This window comes from Micromonospora sp. NPDC049114 (genome assembly GCF_040648635.1).
In the GTDB taxonomy this organism is placed as follows: domain Bacteria; phylum Actinomycetota; class Actinomycetes; order Mycobacteriales; family Micromonosporaceae; genus Micromonospora.
The window spans coordinates 467,331-483,094 of the sequence record NZ_JBEZEA010000002.1 but is presented as its reverse complement, the minus strand read 5'-3'; the positions used below and the strand labels follow the sequence as shown (position 1 = coordinate 483,094).

Sequence of the window (15,764 nt, the reverse complement as noted above, 5' to 3'; positions counted from 1 at the left end):
CGGGTCGAGGAGAAAGTTCGCTCGGTCGGCGAACGTTCTGTCAGACCAGCGCCGGGACGGGGTGAAAGAGGGTGATCCGGCGGACCCGGCCCCGGTGCAGTTGCTGCAACCACAGCGCGCCGGGTGGGCAGTGCTCCGGGTCGTCCGGCGGGCTGATCAGGTCGGTCTCCCAGATCAGCACGTCGCCGCTGGCGACCACGTTGCGCAGCCGCTGGCGTACCCCGGCTTCCAGATCGGTGGTCATGCCGCGGATCGCCAGGTCACGGCCGCCGCGGGGCCCACCCGGCACGACCATCTCGGCGTGCGGCCACCAGCTCTCGTGCACGACCCGGTCGAAGTCGCCCCGCATCGCCGTGGCGATCATGTCGCGGCCCTCACGCCAGCGGGCGTCGCCGGCCGCGCTGACATCGGCGTGCGCGGTGGTCGCCGCCGTCCGCAGGCCGCCGGCGAGGGCCCGACGGGCGTGGCTGAGGCGGCTGCGGACGGTACCGACCGGCACGCCGCACACGGTCGCGATCTGCTCGTACGAGGAGGCGTCGCTGAAGTACCGCAGCAGCGTGACCAGCCGGTCCGGCTCGGACAGCTCGCCGATGGCGTGCCACACCCAGTCGCGCAGCGCGCCGGAGTCCAGGGCCTCCTCGGGGGTGGGGCTGGTAGCGGGCTGGGCGAACCACTCCGGCTCGGCGACCGGGAGGGTGCGCGGCCCGCGCCGGGTCGTCCGGGCGTTGTTGCGCACGATCGTGCGCAGCCACGGGCCGACGGCGGCCGGGTTGCGGACCTCGCCGATGCGCCGCAGTGCCGTCACCATCGCGTCCTGCACCGCGTCCTCGGCGTCCGGCCCGTAGCCCAGGACGCCCAGCGCCACGGCCCGCATTCCGGCCTCGTGACGGGTCAGCAGCGCACCGAGCGCCGCCGCGTCTCCCGCCTGCGCGAGCGCGACCAGCTCCGCATCACCCTGCGTCACGTCCAGTTCCTCCCCGAACCGCCCGTTCTGAACGCTTCTGCTCATTCAAGCGTACGGCGGACCGGCGTGCCCCCGGGGCGGCCCGTCTCCGCAGCCTGCGGGCCGGCGGCGCGGGTGGCCCGGACCCCGATCTGCCGCAGGTACGCGATCAACTCCGGCGGCTCGTGCACCTCGATATCGCAACCCAGGGTCAGCAGGCGCCAGGCCAGCCACTCCAGGGTGTCCGCGTCGCTGCGCAACCGGCACGAGGTGGCGTCGATCGGCTCCAGGTCGACCCCGGCGCCGCCGAGCGGGCCGGCGACCCGCTCTACCGGTGCGTGCAGCGTCACCACCGCCCGGTGGACGGGCGTCAGCTCGAGCAGCTTCTCCGCCATGAACGACGCCGCGTCGGTGGCCGGCAGCCGACGGGCGGCGACCCGGGTCCGGGTGACCCGCGGGTCGGTGATCCGGTCCACCCGGAAGATCCGCCAGTCGGCGCGATCGTTGTCGTAGCCCACCAGATACCAGCGCCGGCCCGCCGACACCAGCTTGTACGGCTCGACGAGCCGTTCGCCGTCCACGCCGTCGCGACGGCGGTAGGTGAACCGCAGTTGCGCGCGGCTGTCGACGGCGGCTGCCAGGGCGTTCAGGTGTTCGGGGTCGACGGGCGGCGGACCCCAGGTGAGCAGCGGTTCGGTGGCCGCCCCCAGCGCCCTGACGCGCTGTCGCAGCCGGGACGGCAGCACCTGTTCGAGCTTCGCCAGCGCCCGTACCGAGGCCTCCTCGATACCGGCCACCGCGTGACCGGCGGCGGTCCGCAGACCGACCGCGATCGCCACCGCCTCCTCGTCGTCGAGCAACAGTGGTGGCATCGCCTTGCCCGCGACCAGGCGGTAGCCGCCGATCACGCCCATCGTCGCCTGCACCGGGTAGCCGAGGTCGCGCAGCCGCTGGACATCGCGGCGAATGGTGCGCAGGCTGACGCCGAGCCGGGCGGCCAGTTCGCTGCCGGGCCACTCCCGGGACGTCTGCAACAGCGACAGCAGGCCCAGCAGTCGGGCGGGGGTGTCGGACATGGCCTCCACCATGCCAGCGATGTGTGCCAGATCCTGACCTATATCGGCCCTAGCGTTTCCCGGCATGACGCCGTTTCGCATCGACATTCCCGAGTCCGACCTCGACGACCTGCGCGAGCGGCTCGCCCGCACCCGGTGGCCCCGCCCGCTGCCCGGCGCCGGCTGGGACCGAGGGGTGCCGGTGGACTACCTCCGCGAGCTGACCGGGCACTGGGCACACGGTTACGACTGGCGGGCGCACGAAGCGCGCCTGAACGATTTTCCCCAGTTCGTCACCGAGATCGACGGCCTGGACGTGCACCTGCTGCACGTACGCTCGCCGGAACCCGACGCGCTGCCGCTGCTGCTGACGCACGGCTGGCCCAACTCGGTGGTCGAGTTCACCGAGCTGATCGGCCCGTTGACCGACCCGCGTGCCCACGGCGGTGACCCCGCGCAGGCGTTCCACGTGGTGGTGCCGTCGGTGCCCGGCTTCGGTTTCTCGCAGGCGCCACCGGCCGGGTTCACGATCGACCGGCTCGCCCGGATGTGGGCCGAGCTGATGGCCCGCCTCGGCTACGACCGCTACGGCACCCAGGGCGGCGACCTCGGCGCGTACGTCGCGCCCCGGGTGGCGGCGGTGGCGCCGGAGCGCGTGGTGGGCGTGCACATCGACGGCGGATTCGGCTTTCCGACCGCCGCCGACGAGCCCGACCTGAGCGAGGCGGAACGCGCCGAGTGGGAACAGATGCAGCGGTGGATGAGCGGTGGGGTGGACCACCACGCCCTGCTGCGGGCCGCGCCACAGACCGTCGCGTACGCCTGGACCGATTCGCCGGTCGGGCTGCTGGCCTGGATGATGCAGAAGTTCAAGGAGTTCACCATGACGGTACCGACACCCGAGCAGGCCATCGACCGGGACCATCTGCTCACCAACGTGAGCCTCTACTGGTTCACCGGCACCTCGGGAACCTCCTCGTGGCCGATGTACGAGCGGCTCACCCTCGCCGACGACGGCGGTTTCGCCTGGCCCCGGGGTCAACGGCGGGTGCCGTCGGGCGTCTACGGCGGCGGGACCGCGCTGATGCGCCGCCTCGCCGCACGGGACAACACCATCGTGCACTGGCCGCAGGGCAACCCGGGCAGCCACTTCGTGGCGATGGACGAGCCGTCGGCGCACGCGGCGGACATCCGCGCCTTCTTCGCGAGCCTGCGATGACCGACCTGAGCTGGGCGCAGGTGGCCGCCCGGCGTCTGGCGCGGCACCGGCTCACGACTCCGACACCGGACACCACGCCGGACGTCGACCGCGTCGCCGACGTGGTGTCCGTGATGTGTGGCGCGCACGCCCAGGTCGCCTCCGCCGCCGAACTGTCCGTCGGGCTCCGCGCCCCCGGCGCCACCCGGGCCCTGGTGCGCCAGGCGCTCTGGCGGGACCGCACAGTGGTCAAGACCCGTGGACCACGCGGGACCGTGCACCTGCTCGCCGCCGCGGACCTGCCGATGTGGACCGGCGCGCTGAGCGCGATGCCCACTCCGCCCCGGGAGCGGAGTGTGGCCCTGTTGACTCCCCGGCAGACCGAGCGGGTCCTCGCGGCCATCGCCGAGGCGCTGGCCGAGGCCGAGCTGACCACCGCCGAGCTGACCGAGGAGGTCGTCGCCCGCACCGGCGAGTGGGCGGGCGAACGGGTCATGGAGGCATTCCAGGACAGGTGGCCCCGATGGTTCGCGGCGATGGGGCAGGCAACCCGCAGCGGAATCGTCTGCTTCGGCCCGAACCGGGGCCGCGCCGCCACGTACACCAGCCCGAACCGCTGGCTACCCGGGTTCGCCCCGATGGCCGGCCGGGCCGCGCTGGCCGACCTCGTGCGTCGCTACCTGTACGCGTACGGTCCGGCCACGCCGGCCCAGTTCGCCCAGTGGCTGTCGGCGCCCCGGCCCTGGGCGACATGGCTGTTCACCCTGCTGGACCTGACCGAGGTGACGGTCGAGGGCACGCCCGCGTGGGTGGCCGCCGACGACACCGACTTTCCGGACGACCCGCCGTCCGGGTTGCGGTTACTGCCCTACTTCGACGCGTACGTGGTCGGCTGTCATCCGCGCGACCGGCTCTATCCCGGTGCGGCCGCCGAGCGGGCGTTGGCCGGTGGACAGGCGGGTAACTATCCCGTGCTCCTGGTGGACGGGATAGTCGCCGGAGTGTGGCACCAACGCCGCTCCGGCCGCACCACCCGCGTCACGGTCGAGCCGCTGCGGGCCCTCGACGCCCGTCGGCGGCGAGAGTTGGCCGTGGAGATCGAGCGGGTCGGCCACATCCTGGAGGGGGACGCCGCACTGACCGTCGGGACGGTGCGTGTCGGTCCGCACGCCTGAGTCAGGATGAGGGGGTGGACATCGAACCGGTCGACGACGCGCCCCGCCGAACGTTCGTCCCGACGGTCCTGCGGCAGCGCTGGGAGGACCTCACCTTCCTGCACTGGGCTGTCGCTCCGGAACTCGTCGCGCCGCTGCTGCCCCCCGGCACTCGTCCGGACACGCTGGACGGCGTGAGCTTCGTCGGGCTGATCGGCTTCCGGATGGTCGGGCTGGGCTTCGGTCGCGGCCCGGGGGTGCCGTACTTCGGCACGTTCGCCGAGACGAACGTCCGGCTCTACTCGGTCGACGACACCGGCCGACGGGCGGTCGTGTTCCGCTCGCTCGACGCGTCCCGCCTGGTGCCGGTGCTGGTGGCACAGGCGACGCTGCGTCTGCCGTACCTCTGGTCGTCGATGCGGTTGGACCGCGACGGCGACCGACTCACCTACCGCTGCCGGCGTCGCTGGCCCGGTCCTGCGGGTACGACGAGCCGGATGGCGGTCCGGGTGGGGGAGCCGATCGCCGACCCCACCCCCCTGGACCACTTCCTCACCGCCCGGTGGGGGCTGCACACCCGGGCGTACGGTCGCACGCTGCACCTGCCGAACTGGCATCCCCGCTGGCCGCTGCACCGGGCCGAGCTGCTGCATCTGGACGACGGGTTGGTCGCCGCCGCCGGGCTGCCGGCACCTGTCGGACCGCCGGTCAGCGTGCTCTACTCGCCAGGTGTCGGGGTGCGGTTCGGCCCGCCCGTGACGGCCCGGCGGCCCGGTTGGAGCGCCGGGCCGCCGGATGCTCAGTAGCGCCCGCCCTCGGGTGCGGGCAGCGCGTCGAGGTCGGCCAGGTCCTCGGCGCCGAGCCGCACGTCGCCGGCCGCGCAGTTGTCCACCAGGTACTTCGGTGTCTTGGTGCCGGGGATCGGGATGACCCGGTCGCCCTGGGCGACCACCCACGCCAGCGCGACCTGCGCGGGAGTGACGCCGGCCCGGTCGGCGATCTCCCGGACCCGGGCGACGATGGCCAGGTTGGCCCGCAGCGCGTCCTGTTGGAAGCGCGGCAGGCCGCGTCGGAAGTCGTCGGCCGGCAGGTCGTCGAACGACGAGAACCGGCCGGTCAGAAAGCCCCGGCCCAGCGGGGAGAACGGCAGGAAGGCGATGCCGTGCGCGACGCAGTACGGCAGAACCTCGGCAAGCGGGTCCCGGGTCCACAGCGACAACTCGGACTGCACCGACGCCACCGGGTGCACGGCCTGGGCCCGCGCGATCTGGTCCACGGTTACCTCGGACAGGCCGATCTGCCGCGCCTTGCCCGCCGCGACGACCTCCGCCATCGCGCCCCAGGACTCCTCGATCGGCACCTCGGGGTCGACGCGGTGCAGCTGGTAGAGGTCGACATGGTCGGTGTCGAGGCGGCGCAGGCTGTCGTCGATCGCCGTGCGGATGTGCTCCGGCCGGCCGTTGTTGCCGATCTTCGGTGAGTTGCCGGGGCCTCCGGTCAGGGACGTGGCCACCAGCCCGACCTTGGTCGCCAGGACGGCCCGCTCCCGGTGGCCGTCGGCCAGCGCCCGCCCGACCAGTTCCTCGTTGGTGTACGGCCCGTACACGTCGGACGTGTCGATCAGCGTGGCGCCCAGGTCCAGCGCCTGGCGGATCACCGAGATCGAGGTGTCGTCGTCGCGGGGGCCGGTGATGTCGTATCCGTGGCTCATGCCCATGCACCCGAGACCGATGACGCCGACCTCGGGCCCTGCGCTGCCCAGCGTGGTGGTTCTCATGGGCACCACGCTACGACCGCTGCCGCCCGGCGGCATCCGGCGGCGGTCGAACGCGGTCGGAAAGAGTTCGGCGGGCGTGTCGAGGACGGCAGCGCCTGCTTCGACCACGGGGTGAGGGCCGGGCACGACCGGCAGGCTGACACCGCAGAGACCAGGGAGTGGACCGATGACGAAGGTGACGACCGGGGCGACGATGTCGTTGGACGGCTACATCGCGGACGCCTCCCACGGCGGCTTCGAGCACCTCTTCCAGTGGTACGGCAGCGGCGCCGTCGAGACGCCCACGGCCAACCCCGAGATGACGTTCCGGACGTCCGCCGCGAGCGCCCGCCACCTGCGGGACCTCACCGCACGTACCGGCGCGTTGGTCGTCGGCCGTCGGCTGTTCGACATGACCGGCGGGTGGGGCGGCCGGCACCCTATGGATGTGCCCGTCGTGGTCGTCACGCACACCGTGCCGCAGGGCTGGGAGCCGGAGAACGACTCCTTCGTCTTCGTCACCGACGGCATCGTCAGCGCCATCGACCGTGCGAAGGCGCTCGCCGGTGCCAAGGAGGTCGGCGTCAACGGCGGCACCATCGCGGCCCAGGTCGTCGAGGCTGGCCTGCTCGACGAGGTGCACGTCGACCTCGTCCCGGTCGTGCTCGGCGCCGGCATACCGTTCTTCGCCGGCCTGACGATCGCGCCACTGCACCTCGACGGCCCCTTCCGCGTCGTCGAGGGCGACGGCGTCACGCACCTGGCCTACCGCGTACGCCCGGCGGCCTGACCACCTCGGGGCCGGCCGGCCTGGGCCGGCCCCGCACCGTACGCCGGCGTCGAGCGTGACCGGAATTGGTGTGGCGTGCTGGGGCGTCGCCACCCAGTGACGATGGCGACGCGGCCATGGCGGAGCCGGCGTCCCGGCGGTATGCTCCGGCGTGATGATCACTTCCTCTCTCTTCAGATTGGGGGTCCGATCCGCGAACGGTGAGTGCTGATGCACTCCCGGGCCGCGAATGCGGATTCTCGACTGTCCTTCTGGCGGTGCGTGCGCGAGTTCGCCGTGCCGCCGTCCATGATCGAGCGTGCGACAGCTCGGCGTCTGGTCGGTGACTGGGCCGGAGCATGCGCCGCCGCCCGCGTCGACCCCGACATCAACCTGCGAGCCGTGGCCGGCCGCCACGGGCGGGAGCTGGCGGCCCGAGTCCGGGCCGACCTTCGTCAGCTGGCCCCGGATCTGCTGCGCTGGCATCTGCCGAGGACCGCTCCCGACGGTCTGCTGCGCCCGAGCCTGATCGTCCCGCTGGCCCGGTACGGCCAGGAGCGGCCCGGCGGTGGCGCGGTGCACCTGGTGGCCCGGACACCACCGGCGTGGGCCGATGCCGGGCAGCGGATCAGCCTCGGGTTGTGGGACGGGACGCGCGACGGATCCGGCGCCCATCCCCACCCCGACCGGCGGTTCCGGCTCGACCTGCACCGCCACCTGTGGGACGCGCGTCGGGCGGGCGAGTTGCGGACCCGATCCGGTGCGGACCGGCTGCCGTGGGACACCCCGCCCTCCGTCGTCCCCGGCGAGTGGGGAGAGGCGTCCGGGCACGCGACGGACCGATGGGCGGCCGAGGCCGCGCTTCTGCTGCGGGTCGAGGGGCGTACCGGCGGAGCTGTCGCGGTGCGGCTCGGCGGCGGGCGTCGGCTGGTCCTCGAGGTGGCCCCTGGTGGGCACGACGGGCCGCCTTCGGCCCGGGCCTTCAGGTCGGACGACGGGCGACTGCCGGTGCTGCCCGACGCGGCGACGTGGGTGCTGCCCGACCTGGCGCTGCTGCGTGCCGGGCTGATCGAGGCGGATCGGCTGCATCCCCTGGTCGCGTCGGCACTGGTGCCTGAGCATCAGGTGTCGAGCGCACCGGCCACGCCGGACCCTGCCGCGCTTCCGCGCGTGGTGCTGTGCCGGGGCGCTCATCATCGCATCGGCCTGGTCGACGGCGTGCTCACCGCGCTGGATCACGACGCGGCAGAGATCCGCCGGGAGGAGTTGCTGGCGGCGCTCACCGGGTCGCCGCTGCCCTGCCTGCGGGAGATCGACGAGGCGCACCGGCAGCCGGAGTGCCTGCCCGACGTGCGGGCCCGCCTGGACCACGGGGACACCGCCGGGGCACTGGCCACCGTGGAGGCGCTGCTCGGCCCCCGGGCGCTGCTGCGGGACGGCGCCCTGCGCGACGAACTCGAGACCGCCGCGCAGCGGCGGATAACCCACGGCCTGTTCCGGGCCGGCCTGATCGGGGCCGAGCCGGGCCACACCTCCGCGGAACCTCGCCGCGTCGGCGTGCGCCGCCGGCGCGCGCGGCACGCGACACACCGCTGACCGCGGTACGCCAGCACTTCACCCACCACGACCTCACAAGGTGATGACCATGTCTGCAACCAGTCCTCAGCTCGACGTCGCCGAAGATCTGCTCGCCCTGCTCGGCGCGACCACCACCGAACCCCGTTCCGACGACCAGTTGGCGGCCCTGACCCTGACCGTGGCCGCCGACCTGCCCGTACTCCTGTGGGGTGAGCCCGGCATCGGCAAGACGGCGGCGCTGACCCACCTCGCCGCCACCCTGGACCTGCCCCTGACCACAGTCGTGGCGAGCGTCCACGAGCCGTCCGACTTCTCGGGACTGCCGATCATCGGCGCCGACCCGGCGACCCAGGGCGTCCCGATGGCCCCACCGGACTGGGCCGTGCGTCTGGTGCGGGCCGGTCGAGGGCTCCTGTTCCTCGACGAACTGTCCACCGCCCCGCCCGCCGTTCAGGCCGCCCTGCTGCGCCTCGTGCTGGAACGCCGCGTCGGTGCCCTGCGGCTGCCGCCCGGCGTACGGATCGTGGCCGCCGCCAATCCACGGTCGTCGGCGGCCGACGGATGGGAGCTGAGCCCGCCGCTGGCCAACCGCTTCGTCCACCTCCAGTGGAGGCACGACCACGAGGTCGTCGTGCGCGGACTCGGTGGCACGTGGCCCCGCGCGGCGCTGCCCCGGCTCGACCCGGCGCTGCTGCCGGAGGCCGTCGCCTTCGCCCGCCGCGCGGTGTGCGGACTGCTGGCGGTCCGCCCGGATCTCGTGCACCGGCTGCCCGCCACCGACGTCGCCCGGGGTGGACCGTGGCCGTCGCCGCGCAGTTGGGAGATGGCGCTGCGGCTGACCGCCTTCGCGAGCGCGGCCGGCGTGTCCCGCGAGGTGCTGTCCACGCTGGTGCGGGGCACGGTCGGCGACGGTCCGGGGCTGGAGCTGCTGGCCAGCATGGACCGGATGGACCTTCCTGATCCGGAGGACCTGTTGGCCGACCCGGCGGCGGCCGTACTGCCCGAACGGGGTGATCTGCGCCAGGCGGTGCTGGACGCCGTCGTGGCGGCGGTCCGCAACCGCCCGGAACGGTCGCGCTGGGACGCGGCGTGGGCGCTGCTGGCCCGGGCTGTGGAGACCGGTGCGCCGGATCTGGTCGTGGTTCCCGCGACCACCCTCGCCACACTGCGCCGCGAGGACTGGGACGTCCCGGACACGATCGAACGCCTCGGCGGGGCGGTGTCGCTGTCCCGGCGGGCCGACCAGGCCGCAGCGCGCGTCGCGGCGGCCGCCGGGGTGCGACGGTGAGCGCCCCGAGCACGTTCCGCCTGGACGTCGACAAGCTGTACGCGGCCCGGCTGCACGCCGCCCGCGCACGGCCCTACCTGGCGACGGCGTTGTTCGCCCTGCACCCGGTGGCGTCTTCGCAGGTGCCGACAATGGCGGTGGACCGGTACTGGCGCTGCTACGTCTCGCCCGCGTTCGTGGACCGCACTCCGCTGGAGGAGTTGGCCGGGGTGTGGGTGCACGAGGTGTCGCACCTGCTGCGCGACCACCACGGTCGGGGTGACCGGGTCGCCCGGGCCCGGGGGCTGACCGGCCCGGGGGAGCGGCTGCGGATGAACATCGCCGCGGACTGCGAGATCAACGACGACGCGTTCGGTGACGGGTTGACGATGCCCGAGGGTGCCGTCCAGCCGGCATCGCTCGGGCTCAACCCGGGGGAGCTGATGGAGGACTACCTGCGCCAGTTCGGGCTGGGACCGCGTACGCAGGATCTGGTCTGGTTGGACTGCGGCAGCGGCGCGGACGGCCTGGACCGGCGGTGGGACCTGGGGCCGGACGGCGCGCACGGCCTCAGCGAGCAGGAGCGGGACGCGGTGCGGCACCGGGTGGCGGAGGGCATCACCGGACACCCCGGTTCCATTCCCGGGGGGTGGCGGCGGTGGGCGGAGCAGGCGTTTCACCCGCCGCAGCCGTGGCGGGACCTGCTGGGCGCGGCGATCCGCTCCGCGGCGGTGGCCGCCGGGGTCGGCTCGGACCACACCTACGGGCGGCCGTCCCGGCGGTCCGCCAGCCTGCCCGGTGTGATCCTGCCCAGCCTGCGCCGTCGACCTCCGACGGTCTGCGTCATCGTCGACACGTCCGGGTCGGTCAGCGACGCCGAACTGGGCAGTGCGTTGCTCGAGGTGGCGGCCATCGCCCGGGCCCTGGGCGGCCGGCGCGACCTGGTGAGCGTGCTGCCGTGCGACGCCGCGGCCCGGGTCGTGCACCCGCTGTGCCGCGCGGAGGAGATCCCGCTGATCGGTGGCGGCGGCACGGACCTGCGCAGTGGCTTCGCCCGGGCGCTGCGGGCACGCCCTCGACCGGACGTCATCGTGGCGTTGACCGACGGGCAGACGCCCTGGCCGTCGGCCCGCCCGACGTCGCGGACGGTGGTCGGCCTGTTCCCTCGCGGCCGGGCGTCGTGGAGCGAGGAGGAGGACCGCGTACCGAACGCGCCGCCGCAGTGGGCGCGGGTGGTGACCATCGGGGCGACCTAGAATCGACGAGTCTCACTGCTTTTGGCGGTGTGGGCTGGGGGCGACCACGAAAGGCGGTGCGCACGATGGGACCGGACGAGCGGCGACGGTTGTTCGAGCAGGCGCGGGAGCGTTCGGCGCGACAGGAGACCTGGGCGGAGGCGGACCGGTTGTGGGTCCGGGTGATCGAGGCGTACCGGGAGGCGGTGCGCGGACCGGGTGGGGTCCGCGAGGACCAGCAGCAGTTGGCGCGGGCGCTGTGGCGGCACAGCATGCTGCTCTCGGCGCGCGGCCGGGCCGCCGACGGGATGGCCCCCGGCGGTGAGGCGGTGGTCGTCTTCGAGCGGGTGTACGACGCCGTGGCGGCCGAGGGCGGGAACGTGGCTGCCGCACCCCGGGACGACGCCCTCGCCGAGCTGATCACCGCGCTCGTGGACCTGGCCGAGGTCTCGTTCGCCGCCGGTCAGCCCGCCACGCGCCGGGACCTGCTGGAACGGGCCGTGACCGTGGGTCTGACCTCCGCCGGGAATCCGCCGTCCGCCGGGCCCCGCACCCGCGAGGCGATGGGCACCGCCTACCACAACCAGGCGACGGCGCTGCTGCACCGGCACCTCACCCGGCCGTCGTCGGGCGCCGGCGCCCAGGAGGCGGCGCTGGCCGCGTCGCGGGCCTGCGAGCTGCGCCAGGGGCTGCTCGATCTGGCGCGTCCGCTGACCTTCTGGGAGATGGCCAACACCTACGGGGTGTACGCCCAGTGCCTCGTGCTGATCGGCGACCTCGACCGGGCGGCAATGGTGCTGGCGATGGGCAACCGCTTTGTGGAGACGCTGGGCCCGGCCGCCGCGGAGCCCGCCCAGAAGCTGCGGGTCGCGGCCGAGATGCTGGCCCGGGAGAAGGGTGGGTCGGGAGGATCTGCCGGTTCGCGGCGGTGGGGCTGGCGGCGGGGTTGACCTACCGGGCCTCCGCGCGCCCCGGCTTGCATGACATCGTCGTTGATCGATACTCTGCGTGAAGGCGCCGCCCCGCCTCGGACCATCACCGTCGAAGAGAAGCGGGTTCCGCATGCGCACACTGAGACTTGTCACGTCGCTGGCCGTCGCCGGCCTGCTCGCCGGCGCGGTGGCGATGATCGCCACGCCGGCCAGCGCGGCGACTGTCGTGTTCTCCGTGACCAACAGCTGGGGCAGTGGCTATCAGGGCCAGGTCACGGTCACCAACGACACCTCCGCGCCGATCAGCAGTTGGCGGGTCGAGTTCGACCTGCCGGCCGGCACGAGCATCAGCCAGTCGTGGAACGCCCAGCAGGTGACCTCGGGCAACCACTACACCTTCAGCAACGTGTCGTGGAACGGCACTCTCGGGGCCGGCGCCTCGACGTCGTTCGGCTTCCTCGTCAACGGCTCCGGAACTCCGGTGAACTGCACCGTCAACGGCAACGGCGTGTCCTGCACCGGCGGCACGCCGCCCACGACGCCGCCGCCCACCACCCCGCCCCCGACGACCCCGCCCCCGACCACTCCGCCCCCGACGACCCCGCCCCCGACCACTCCGCCGCCGACGACCCCGCCCCCGACCACTCCGCCGCCGACGACCGGCACGCCGGTGCAGCGGTACGGGCAACTGCGAGTCTGCGGCACGACGATGTGCGACAAGAACGGCGCGCGGGTGCAGCTGCGCGGCGTCAGCAGCATGTGGCTCAACTGGGAGACCGCTCCGTACGCCGAGAACCTGTCCGCGCTGACCTGGATGCGCGACAACTGGAACCTCCAGGTGATTCGGGCGGCGATGGGCGTGGAACCGGCCGGGGCGTACCTGAGTGACCCGGGCCGGGCGCGGGCGCAGGTGGAGACGATCATCAACAACGCGGTCACCGCAGGGGTGTACGTGATCGTCGACTGGCACGCGCACGAGGCGCAGAACAACCAGTCGCGGGCGGTGGCGTTCTTCGGTGACCTGGCCCGCCGCTACGGTCACCTGCCCAACGTGATCTGGGAGACGTGGAACGAGCCGTTACAGTTCAGCTGGACCGGCGTCATCAAGCCGTACCACCAGGCGGTCGTGTCCGCGATCCGCGCCGCCGACCCGGACAACATCGTCGTGCTCGGCACGCCGACGTGGTCGCAGGACGTGGACGCCGCGGCGGCCAGCCCCGTCTCCGGCACCAACCTCATGTACACGCTGCACTTCTACTCGTGCACCCACGGCGGGTCACTGCGCGCCAAGGGCGACGCGGCGATCCGGGCGGGGCTCGCGTTGTTCGTCACCGAGTGGGGCGCCAGCAACGCCGACGGCGGCCTCGACGGCCGGGCCTGCCTGCCGGAGGCGCAGTCCTGGATCGACTGGATGAAGGCGAACGGCATCTCCTGGACCGCCTGGAAGCTGGACGTCGGCACCGACACCACGAACCTGCTCAGCCCCGGGGCGCCGGTGACCGGCGGGTGGAGCAACTACCTGCACGGCCACGCGCCGTTCGTGGTCGCCAACATGAGGTGACCCCGTAGCGCGCTTGATCAACTCCAGATCGCCGATGTCGGGGTATCCGAGCCAGTGGGATGCCCCGACATCGCCGATCCCGTGTCGATCACCCACGCGCGGCCCTCGCCGGGGCGGTCGCTTTGGCAGGCGATATGCCTGTCAGTCATATTCATACCTGTGCGGTATACGGCTCTCGAACCGTGGCGGGTCATCCGATGCAGTCGTCGGGACCGTTCCTTCGCCGGTGCCGAGCGAGCGGCATCCGCCGGCTCGGTGACCGGATACGACACATGACCGAATCGCAGGCGCCGATGTTGGAGATGCTGTGGGAGCCGCACGACCCTTGCCACGCGCTCGACGAACGGTTCGGCTTCGGTGACGCAGAGTCGGCCGGCCGTTGGGTCGCCGCGATGCTGAAGGAGCACTGGGGCGTTCGCATCGACTCCTGTGAGCGAATAGTCATGAGCGGGGGCAACGCGATAGCTTGGGTCGGCGTGCCGTCCGGCCGACTGCTCGCGAAATGGTCGGTGGTGCTCGAGCGATTTCCGCGTTTGATGGAGACGGCGCGTCTCACGTGCTGGCTCCATGGTCGAGGGCTGCCGGTTTCGGCGCCGGTTCCCGCACGAGATGGCCGCCTCCAGGTCGAGGTCGACGGTGTCTCGATGGGCCTGCAGCGCGAGGTCGTGGGCGACCTCCTCGACACCACGGATCTCCACCAGGTGCGGGCGGCCGGAGTCCTACTCGCCCAGTTGCAGGACGCGCTGGCCGCATACCCGGACGCTGATCAGCTTCTCTTCTCCGCCGTTGCGTTCAAGCCGTTGACGGCCCGGGTCACCGACTGGCTGGACTCCCACGCGGACCATCTGCCGATGGCCGCTCGTGACACGCTGCGCGGGCTGGTCATCAGCGCGCCGCCCGACCGGCTTCCCCGCCAACTCGTCCATTTCGACATCCGCTCCGCCAACATCTTGTGGGCACACGGCGAGGTCGCTGCGATCCTCGACTTCGAGGAGGCCCAGCATGATCACCGAATCGTCGAGCTGGCCCGCGCGGCGGTCCTGCTCGGCACCCGCTACCACGACTGGGGGCCGGTGTCGGCCGACGTTCGCGCGGAATTCCTTACCAGCTACCAGTCCGAGCGTCCGCTGACCCCGGCCGAGGCGGGCTGGTTGGACATCCTTCTGCTCTGGCAGGCCCTGGCGATGGTGCCGCCGGGCGACGACCCGACCGGGTGGGGACCGTCCGTCCTGAGCCAGCTGAGCAAGGAAACCGCAGAGTAAGGCGGCGAGCTGCTCGCCGCGCTGGCCGCCGGCCGACTGTCAGGCACCACGCGCCCCTACCGGGGTCACCGGATCCAACCCCGGAGCGTCAGTTCAGGGCGTGAAAGCCCGTCGGTACGCGGTGGGAGTGGTGGCGAAGGCCCGCTGAAAATGCGCACGCAGGTTGGTGGCCGTGCCCAGCCCGGTGCGGCGGGCGACCTCGTCGACGCTGATCCCGTTGTCCTCCAGCAGGGTGCAGGCGGCGCGCAGCCGTTGCTGGATCAGCCAGGCCCGCGGACCCATGCCGAACTGGCTCTGGAACGCCCGGTGCAGTGTGCGGGTGGACATCACCGCCTGTCTCGCGAGGTCCGCGACGGTGATCGGCTGCCGCAGGTTGCTGCTCGCCCAGGCGGTGACCGCGGCCAGCTCGTCGCCCTCACCCGTCACCCCGACCGGGATGAACTGCGCCTGGCCGCCCGCTCGGTGCAGCGGGGTGACCATGTGACGGGCCCGTTCGATGGCGACCGCCTGCCCATGGTCGCGGCCGACGAGGTAGAGGCACATGTCGAGGCCCGCGGCGAGTCCGGCGCTGGTGAGCACCTGGCCCTCGTCGACGTAGAGGGCGTTGGCGTCGACGAGCACCCCGGGGTGTTCGCGGGCGAGCGCCTCGGCGTGCACCCAGTGGGTCGTCGCGCGGCGCCCGTCGAGCAGGCCGGCCTGAGCCAGCGCGAACGCGCCGGTGCAGATCGACGCGATGCGCGCCCCGCGACGGTGTGCCAGTCGCAGCGCCTGGAGAGCGCGCGCCGGTGCCGGGCCGCGGCGGAATCCGGGCACGATCACCGTGTCGGCGTCGCCGAGGGCGTCGAGCGTCGCCGCGACTGTCAGGTTCAGGCCCGCGGTGGTGGTGACGACCTGACCCTCGTCCAACGAACACACAGTCGTCGCGTACCGGCCGTGACCCTCGTGGCCGAAGACATGCGTCGCGATGGTCAGGTCGAAGGCCACGACCCCGGGGAGAGCGAGAACGGCGACCCGATGCGTGGCGGAACTCTTACGCATGATGGCAAGGATGCCA

General features: G+C 72.9%; 14 protein-coding genes. 10 read left to right on the top strand and 4 right to left on the bottom strand.

Going from position 1 to position 15,764, the window contains the following annotated elements; genetic code table 11:
- Window positions 1–40 precede the first annotated feature (40 nt).
- Both AB0B39_RS09860 and AB0B39_RS09855 read right to left on the bottom strand, forming a co-directional pair.
- The gene (locus AB0B39_RS09860; RefSeq protein WP_357574040.1) at window positions 41–1,009 is read right to left on the bottom strand and encodes a sigma-70 family RNA polymerase sigma factor; all 969 of its coding nucleotides are present in this window, start codon (window positions 1,007–1,009) and stop codon (window positions 41–43) included.
- The gene (locus AB0B39_RS09855) at window positions 1,006–2,019 is read right to left on the bottom strand and encodes a YafY family protein (protein WP_357574039.1); all 1,014 of its coding nucleotides are present in this window, start codon (window positions 2,017–2,019) and stop codon (window positions 1,006–1,008) included. Before AB0B39_RS09855 ends, AB0B39_RS09860 begins: the two co-directional genes overlap by 4 nt.
- Window positions 2,020–2,083: 64 nt before the next feature.
- On the opposite strand from AB0B39_RS09855, the gene AB0B39_RS09850 reads away from it, so the two are divergent.
- The 3 genes from AB0B39_RS09850 to AB0B39_RS09840 are packed head-to-tail and all read left to right on the top strand — an operon-like array spanning window position 2,084 to window position 5,156.
- Entirely contained in the window at window positions 2,084–3,217 is a 1,134-nt protein-coding gene (locus AB0B39_RS09850) for an epoxide hydrolase (protein WP_357574038.1), read from the top strand.
- Window positions 3,214–4,371 (top strand): winged helix DNA-binding domain-containing protein, encoded by a 1,158-nt coding sequence (locus AB0B39_RS09845; protein ID WP_357574037.1) that lies wholly within the window; start codon window positions 3,214–3,216, stop codon window positions 4,369–4,371. The genes AB0B39_RS09850 and AB0B39_RS09845 overlap by 4 nt, the downstream gene beginning before the upstream one ends.
- Window positions 4,372–4,385: 14 nt before the next feature.
- Complete coding sequence (locus tag AB0B39_RS09840) at window positions 4,386–5,156, top strand: DUF2071 domain-containing protein (protein ID WP_357492318.1); 771 nt, start codon at window positions 4,386–4,388, stop codon at window positions 5,154–5,156.
- On the opposite strand, the gene AB0B39_RS09835 is transcribed toward AB0B39_RS09840, so the two are convergent.
- Entirely contained in the window at window positions 5,150–6,127 is a 978-nt protein-coding gene (locus AB0B39_RS09835; protein ID WP_357492316.1) for an aldo/keto reductase, read from the bottom strand. The genes AB0B39_RS09840 and AB0B39_RS09835 overlap by 7 nt on opposite strands.
- A gap of 166 nt (window positions 6,128–6,293) precedes the next feature.
- On the opposite strand from AB0B39_RS09835, the gene AB0B39_RS09830 reads away from it, so the two are divergent.
- The 7 genes from AB0B39_RS09830 (at window position 6,294) to AB0B39_RS09800 (ending at window position 14,710) form a co-directional block, all read left to right on the top strand.
- Complete coding sequence (locus tag AB0B39_RS09830; protein ID WP_357574036.1) at window positions 6,294–6,896, top strand: dihydrofolate reductase family protein; 603 nt, start codon at window positions 6,294–6,296, stop codon at window positions 6,894–6,896.
- Between the two features lie 210 nt (window positions 6,897–7,106).
- Complete coding sequence (locus AB0B39_RS09825; RefSeq protein WP_357574035.1) at window positions 7,107–8,471, top strand: hypothetical protein; 1,365 nt, start codon at window positions 7,107–7,109, stop codon at window positions 8,469–8,471.
- A 43-nt stretch (window positions 8,472–8,514) separates the two neighbouring features.
- Window positions 8,515–9,741, top strand: coding sequence for a MoxR family ATPase (locus AB0B39_RS09820; protein ID WP_357574034.1), 1,227 nt, complete (start codon window positions 8,515–8,517; stop codon window positions 9,739–9,741).
- The gene (locus tag AB0B39_RS09815) at window positions 9,738–10,976 is read left to right on the top strand and encodes a VWA-like domain-containing protein (protein ID WP_357574033.1); all 1,239 of its coding nucleotides are present in this window, start codon (window positions 9,738–9,740) and stop codon (window positions 10,974–10,976) included. Before AB0B39_RS09820 ends, AB0B39_RS09815 begins: the two co-directional genes overlap by 4 nt.
- A 65-nt stretch (window positions 10,977–11,041) precedes the next feature.
- On the top strand, window positions 11,042–11,905 hold the full coding sequence (locus tag AB0B39_RS09810) for a hypothetical protein (RefSeq protein ID WP_357574032.1): 864 nt from the start codon (window positions 11,042–11,044) through the stop codon (window positions 11,903–11,905).
- Between the two features lie 112 nt (window positions 11,906–12,017).
- Complete coding sequence (locus AB0B39_RS09805; protein ID WP_357574031.1) at window positions 12,018–13,448, top strand: cellulase family glycosylhydrolase; 1,431 nt, start codon at window positions 12,018–12,020, stop codon at window positions 13,446–13,448.
- 272 nt (window positions 13,449–13,720) lie between these two features.
- Complete coding sequence (locus AB0B39_RS09800; RefSeq protein WP_357574030.1) at window positions 13,721–14,710, top strand: phosphotransferase; 990 nt, start codon at window positions 13,721–13,723, stop codon at window positions 14,708–14,710.
- Between the two features lie 93 nt (window positions 14,711–14,803).
- Here the strand turns inward: AB0B39_RS09800 and AB0B39_RS09795 are convergent, their stop codons facing one another.
- Window positions 14,804–15,748, bottom strand: a complete 945-nt coding sequence (locus tag AB0B39_RS09795) for a DJ-1/PfpI family protein (protein WP_357574029.1) — start codon at window positions 15,746–15,748, stop codon at window positions 14,804–14,806.
- Window positions 15,749–15,764: the final 16 nt, after the last annotated feature.

Excerpts from the sequence above, each read along its gene's own strand:
- AB0B39_RS09860 (WP_357574040.1), bottom strand. The coding sequence starts at position 1,009 with ATGAGCAGAAGCGTTCAGAACGGGCGGTTCGGGGAGGAACTGGACGTG.
- AB0B39_RS09855 (WP_357574039.1), bottom strand. The coding sequence starts at position 2,019 with ATGTCCGACACCCCCGCCCGACTGCTGGGCCTGCTGTCGCTGTTGCAG.
- AB0B39_RS09850 (WP_357574038.1), top strand. The coding sequence starts at position 2,084 with ATGACGCCGTTTCGCATCGACATTCCCGAGTCCGACCTCGACGACCTG.
- AB0B39_RS09845 (WP_357574037.1), top strand. The coding sequence starts at position 3,214 with ATGACCGACCTGAGCTGGGCGCAGGTGGCCGCCCGGCGTCTGGCGCGG.
- AB0B39_RS09835 (WP_357492316.1), bottom strand. The coding sequence starts at position 6,127 with ATGAGAACCACCACGCTGGGCAGCGCAGGGCCCGAGGTCGGCGTCATC.
- AB0B39_RS09830 (WP_357574036.1), top strand. The coding sequence starts at position 6,294 with ATGACGAAGGTGACGACCGGGGCGACGATGTCGTTGGACGGCTACATC.
- AB0B39_RS09825 (WP_357574035.1), top strand. The coding sequence starts at position 7,107 with ATGCACTCCCGGGCCGCGAATGCGGATTCTCGACTGTCCTTCTGGCGG.
- AB0B39_RS09820 (WP_357574034.1), top strand. The coding sequence starts at position 8,515 with ATGACCATGTCTGCAACCAGTCCTCAGCTCGACGTCGCCGAAGATCTG.
- AB0B39_RS09810 (WP_357574032.1), top strand. The coding sequence starts at position 11,042 with ATGGGACCGGACGAGCGGCGACGGTTGTTCGAGCAGGCGCGGGAGCGT.
- AB0B39_RS09805 (WP_357574031.1), top strand. The coding sequence starts at position 12,018 with ATGCGCACACTGAGACTTGTCACGTCGCTGGCCGTCGCCGGCCTGCTC.
- AB0B39_RS09800 (WP_357574030.1), top strand. The coding sequence starts at position 13,721 with ATGACCGAATCGCAGGCGCCGATGTTGGAGATGCTGTGGGAGCCGCAC.
- AB0B39_RS09795 (WP_357574029.1), bottom strand. The coding sequence starts at position 15,748 with ATGCGTAAGAGTTCCGCCACGCATCGGGTCGCCGTTCTCGCTCTCCCC.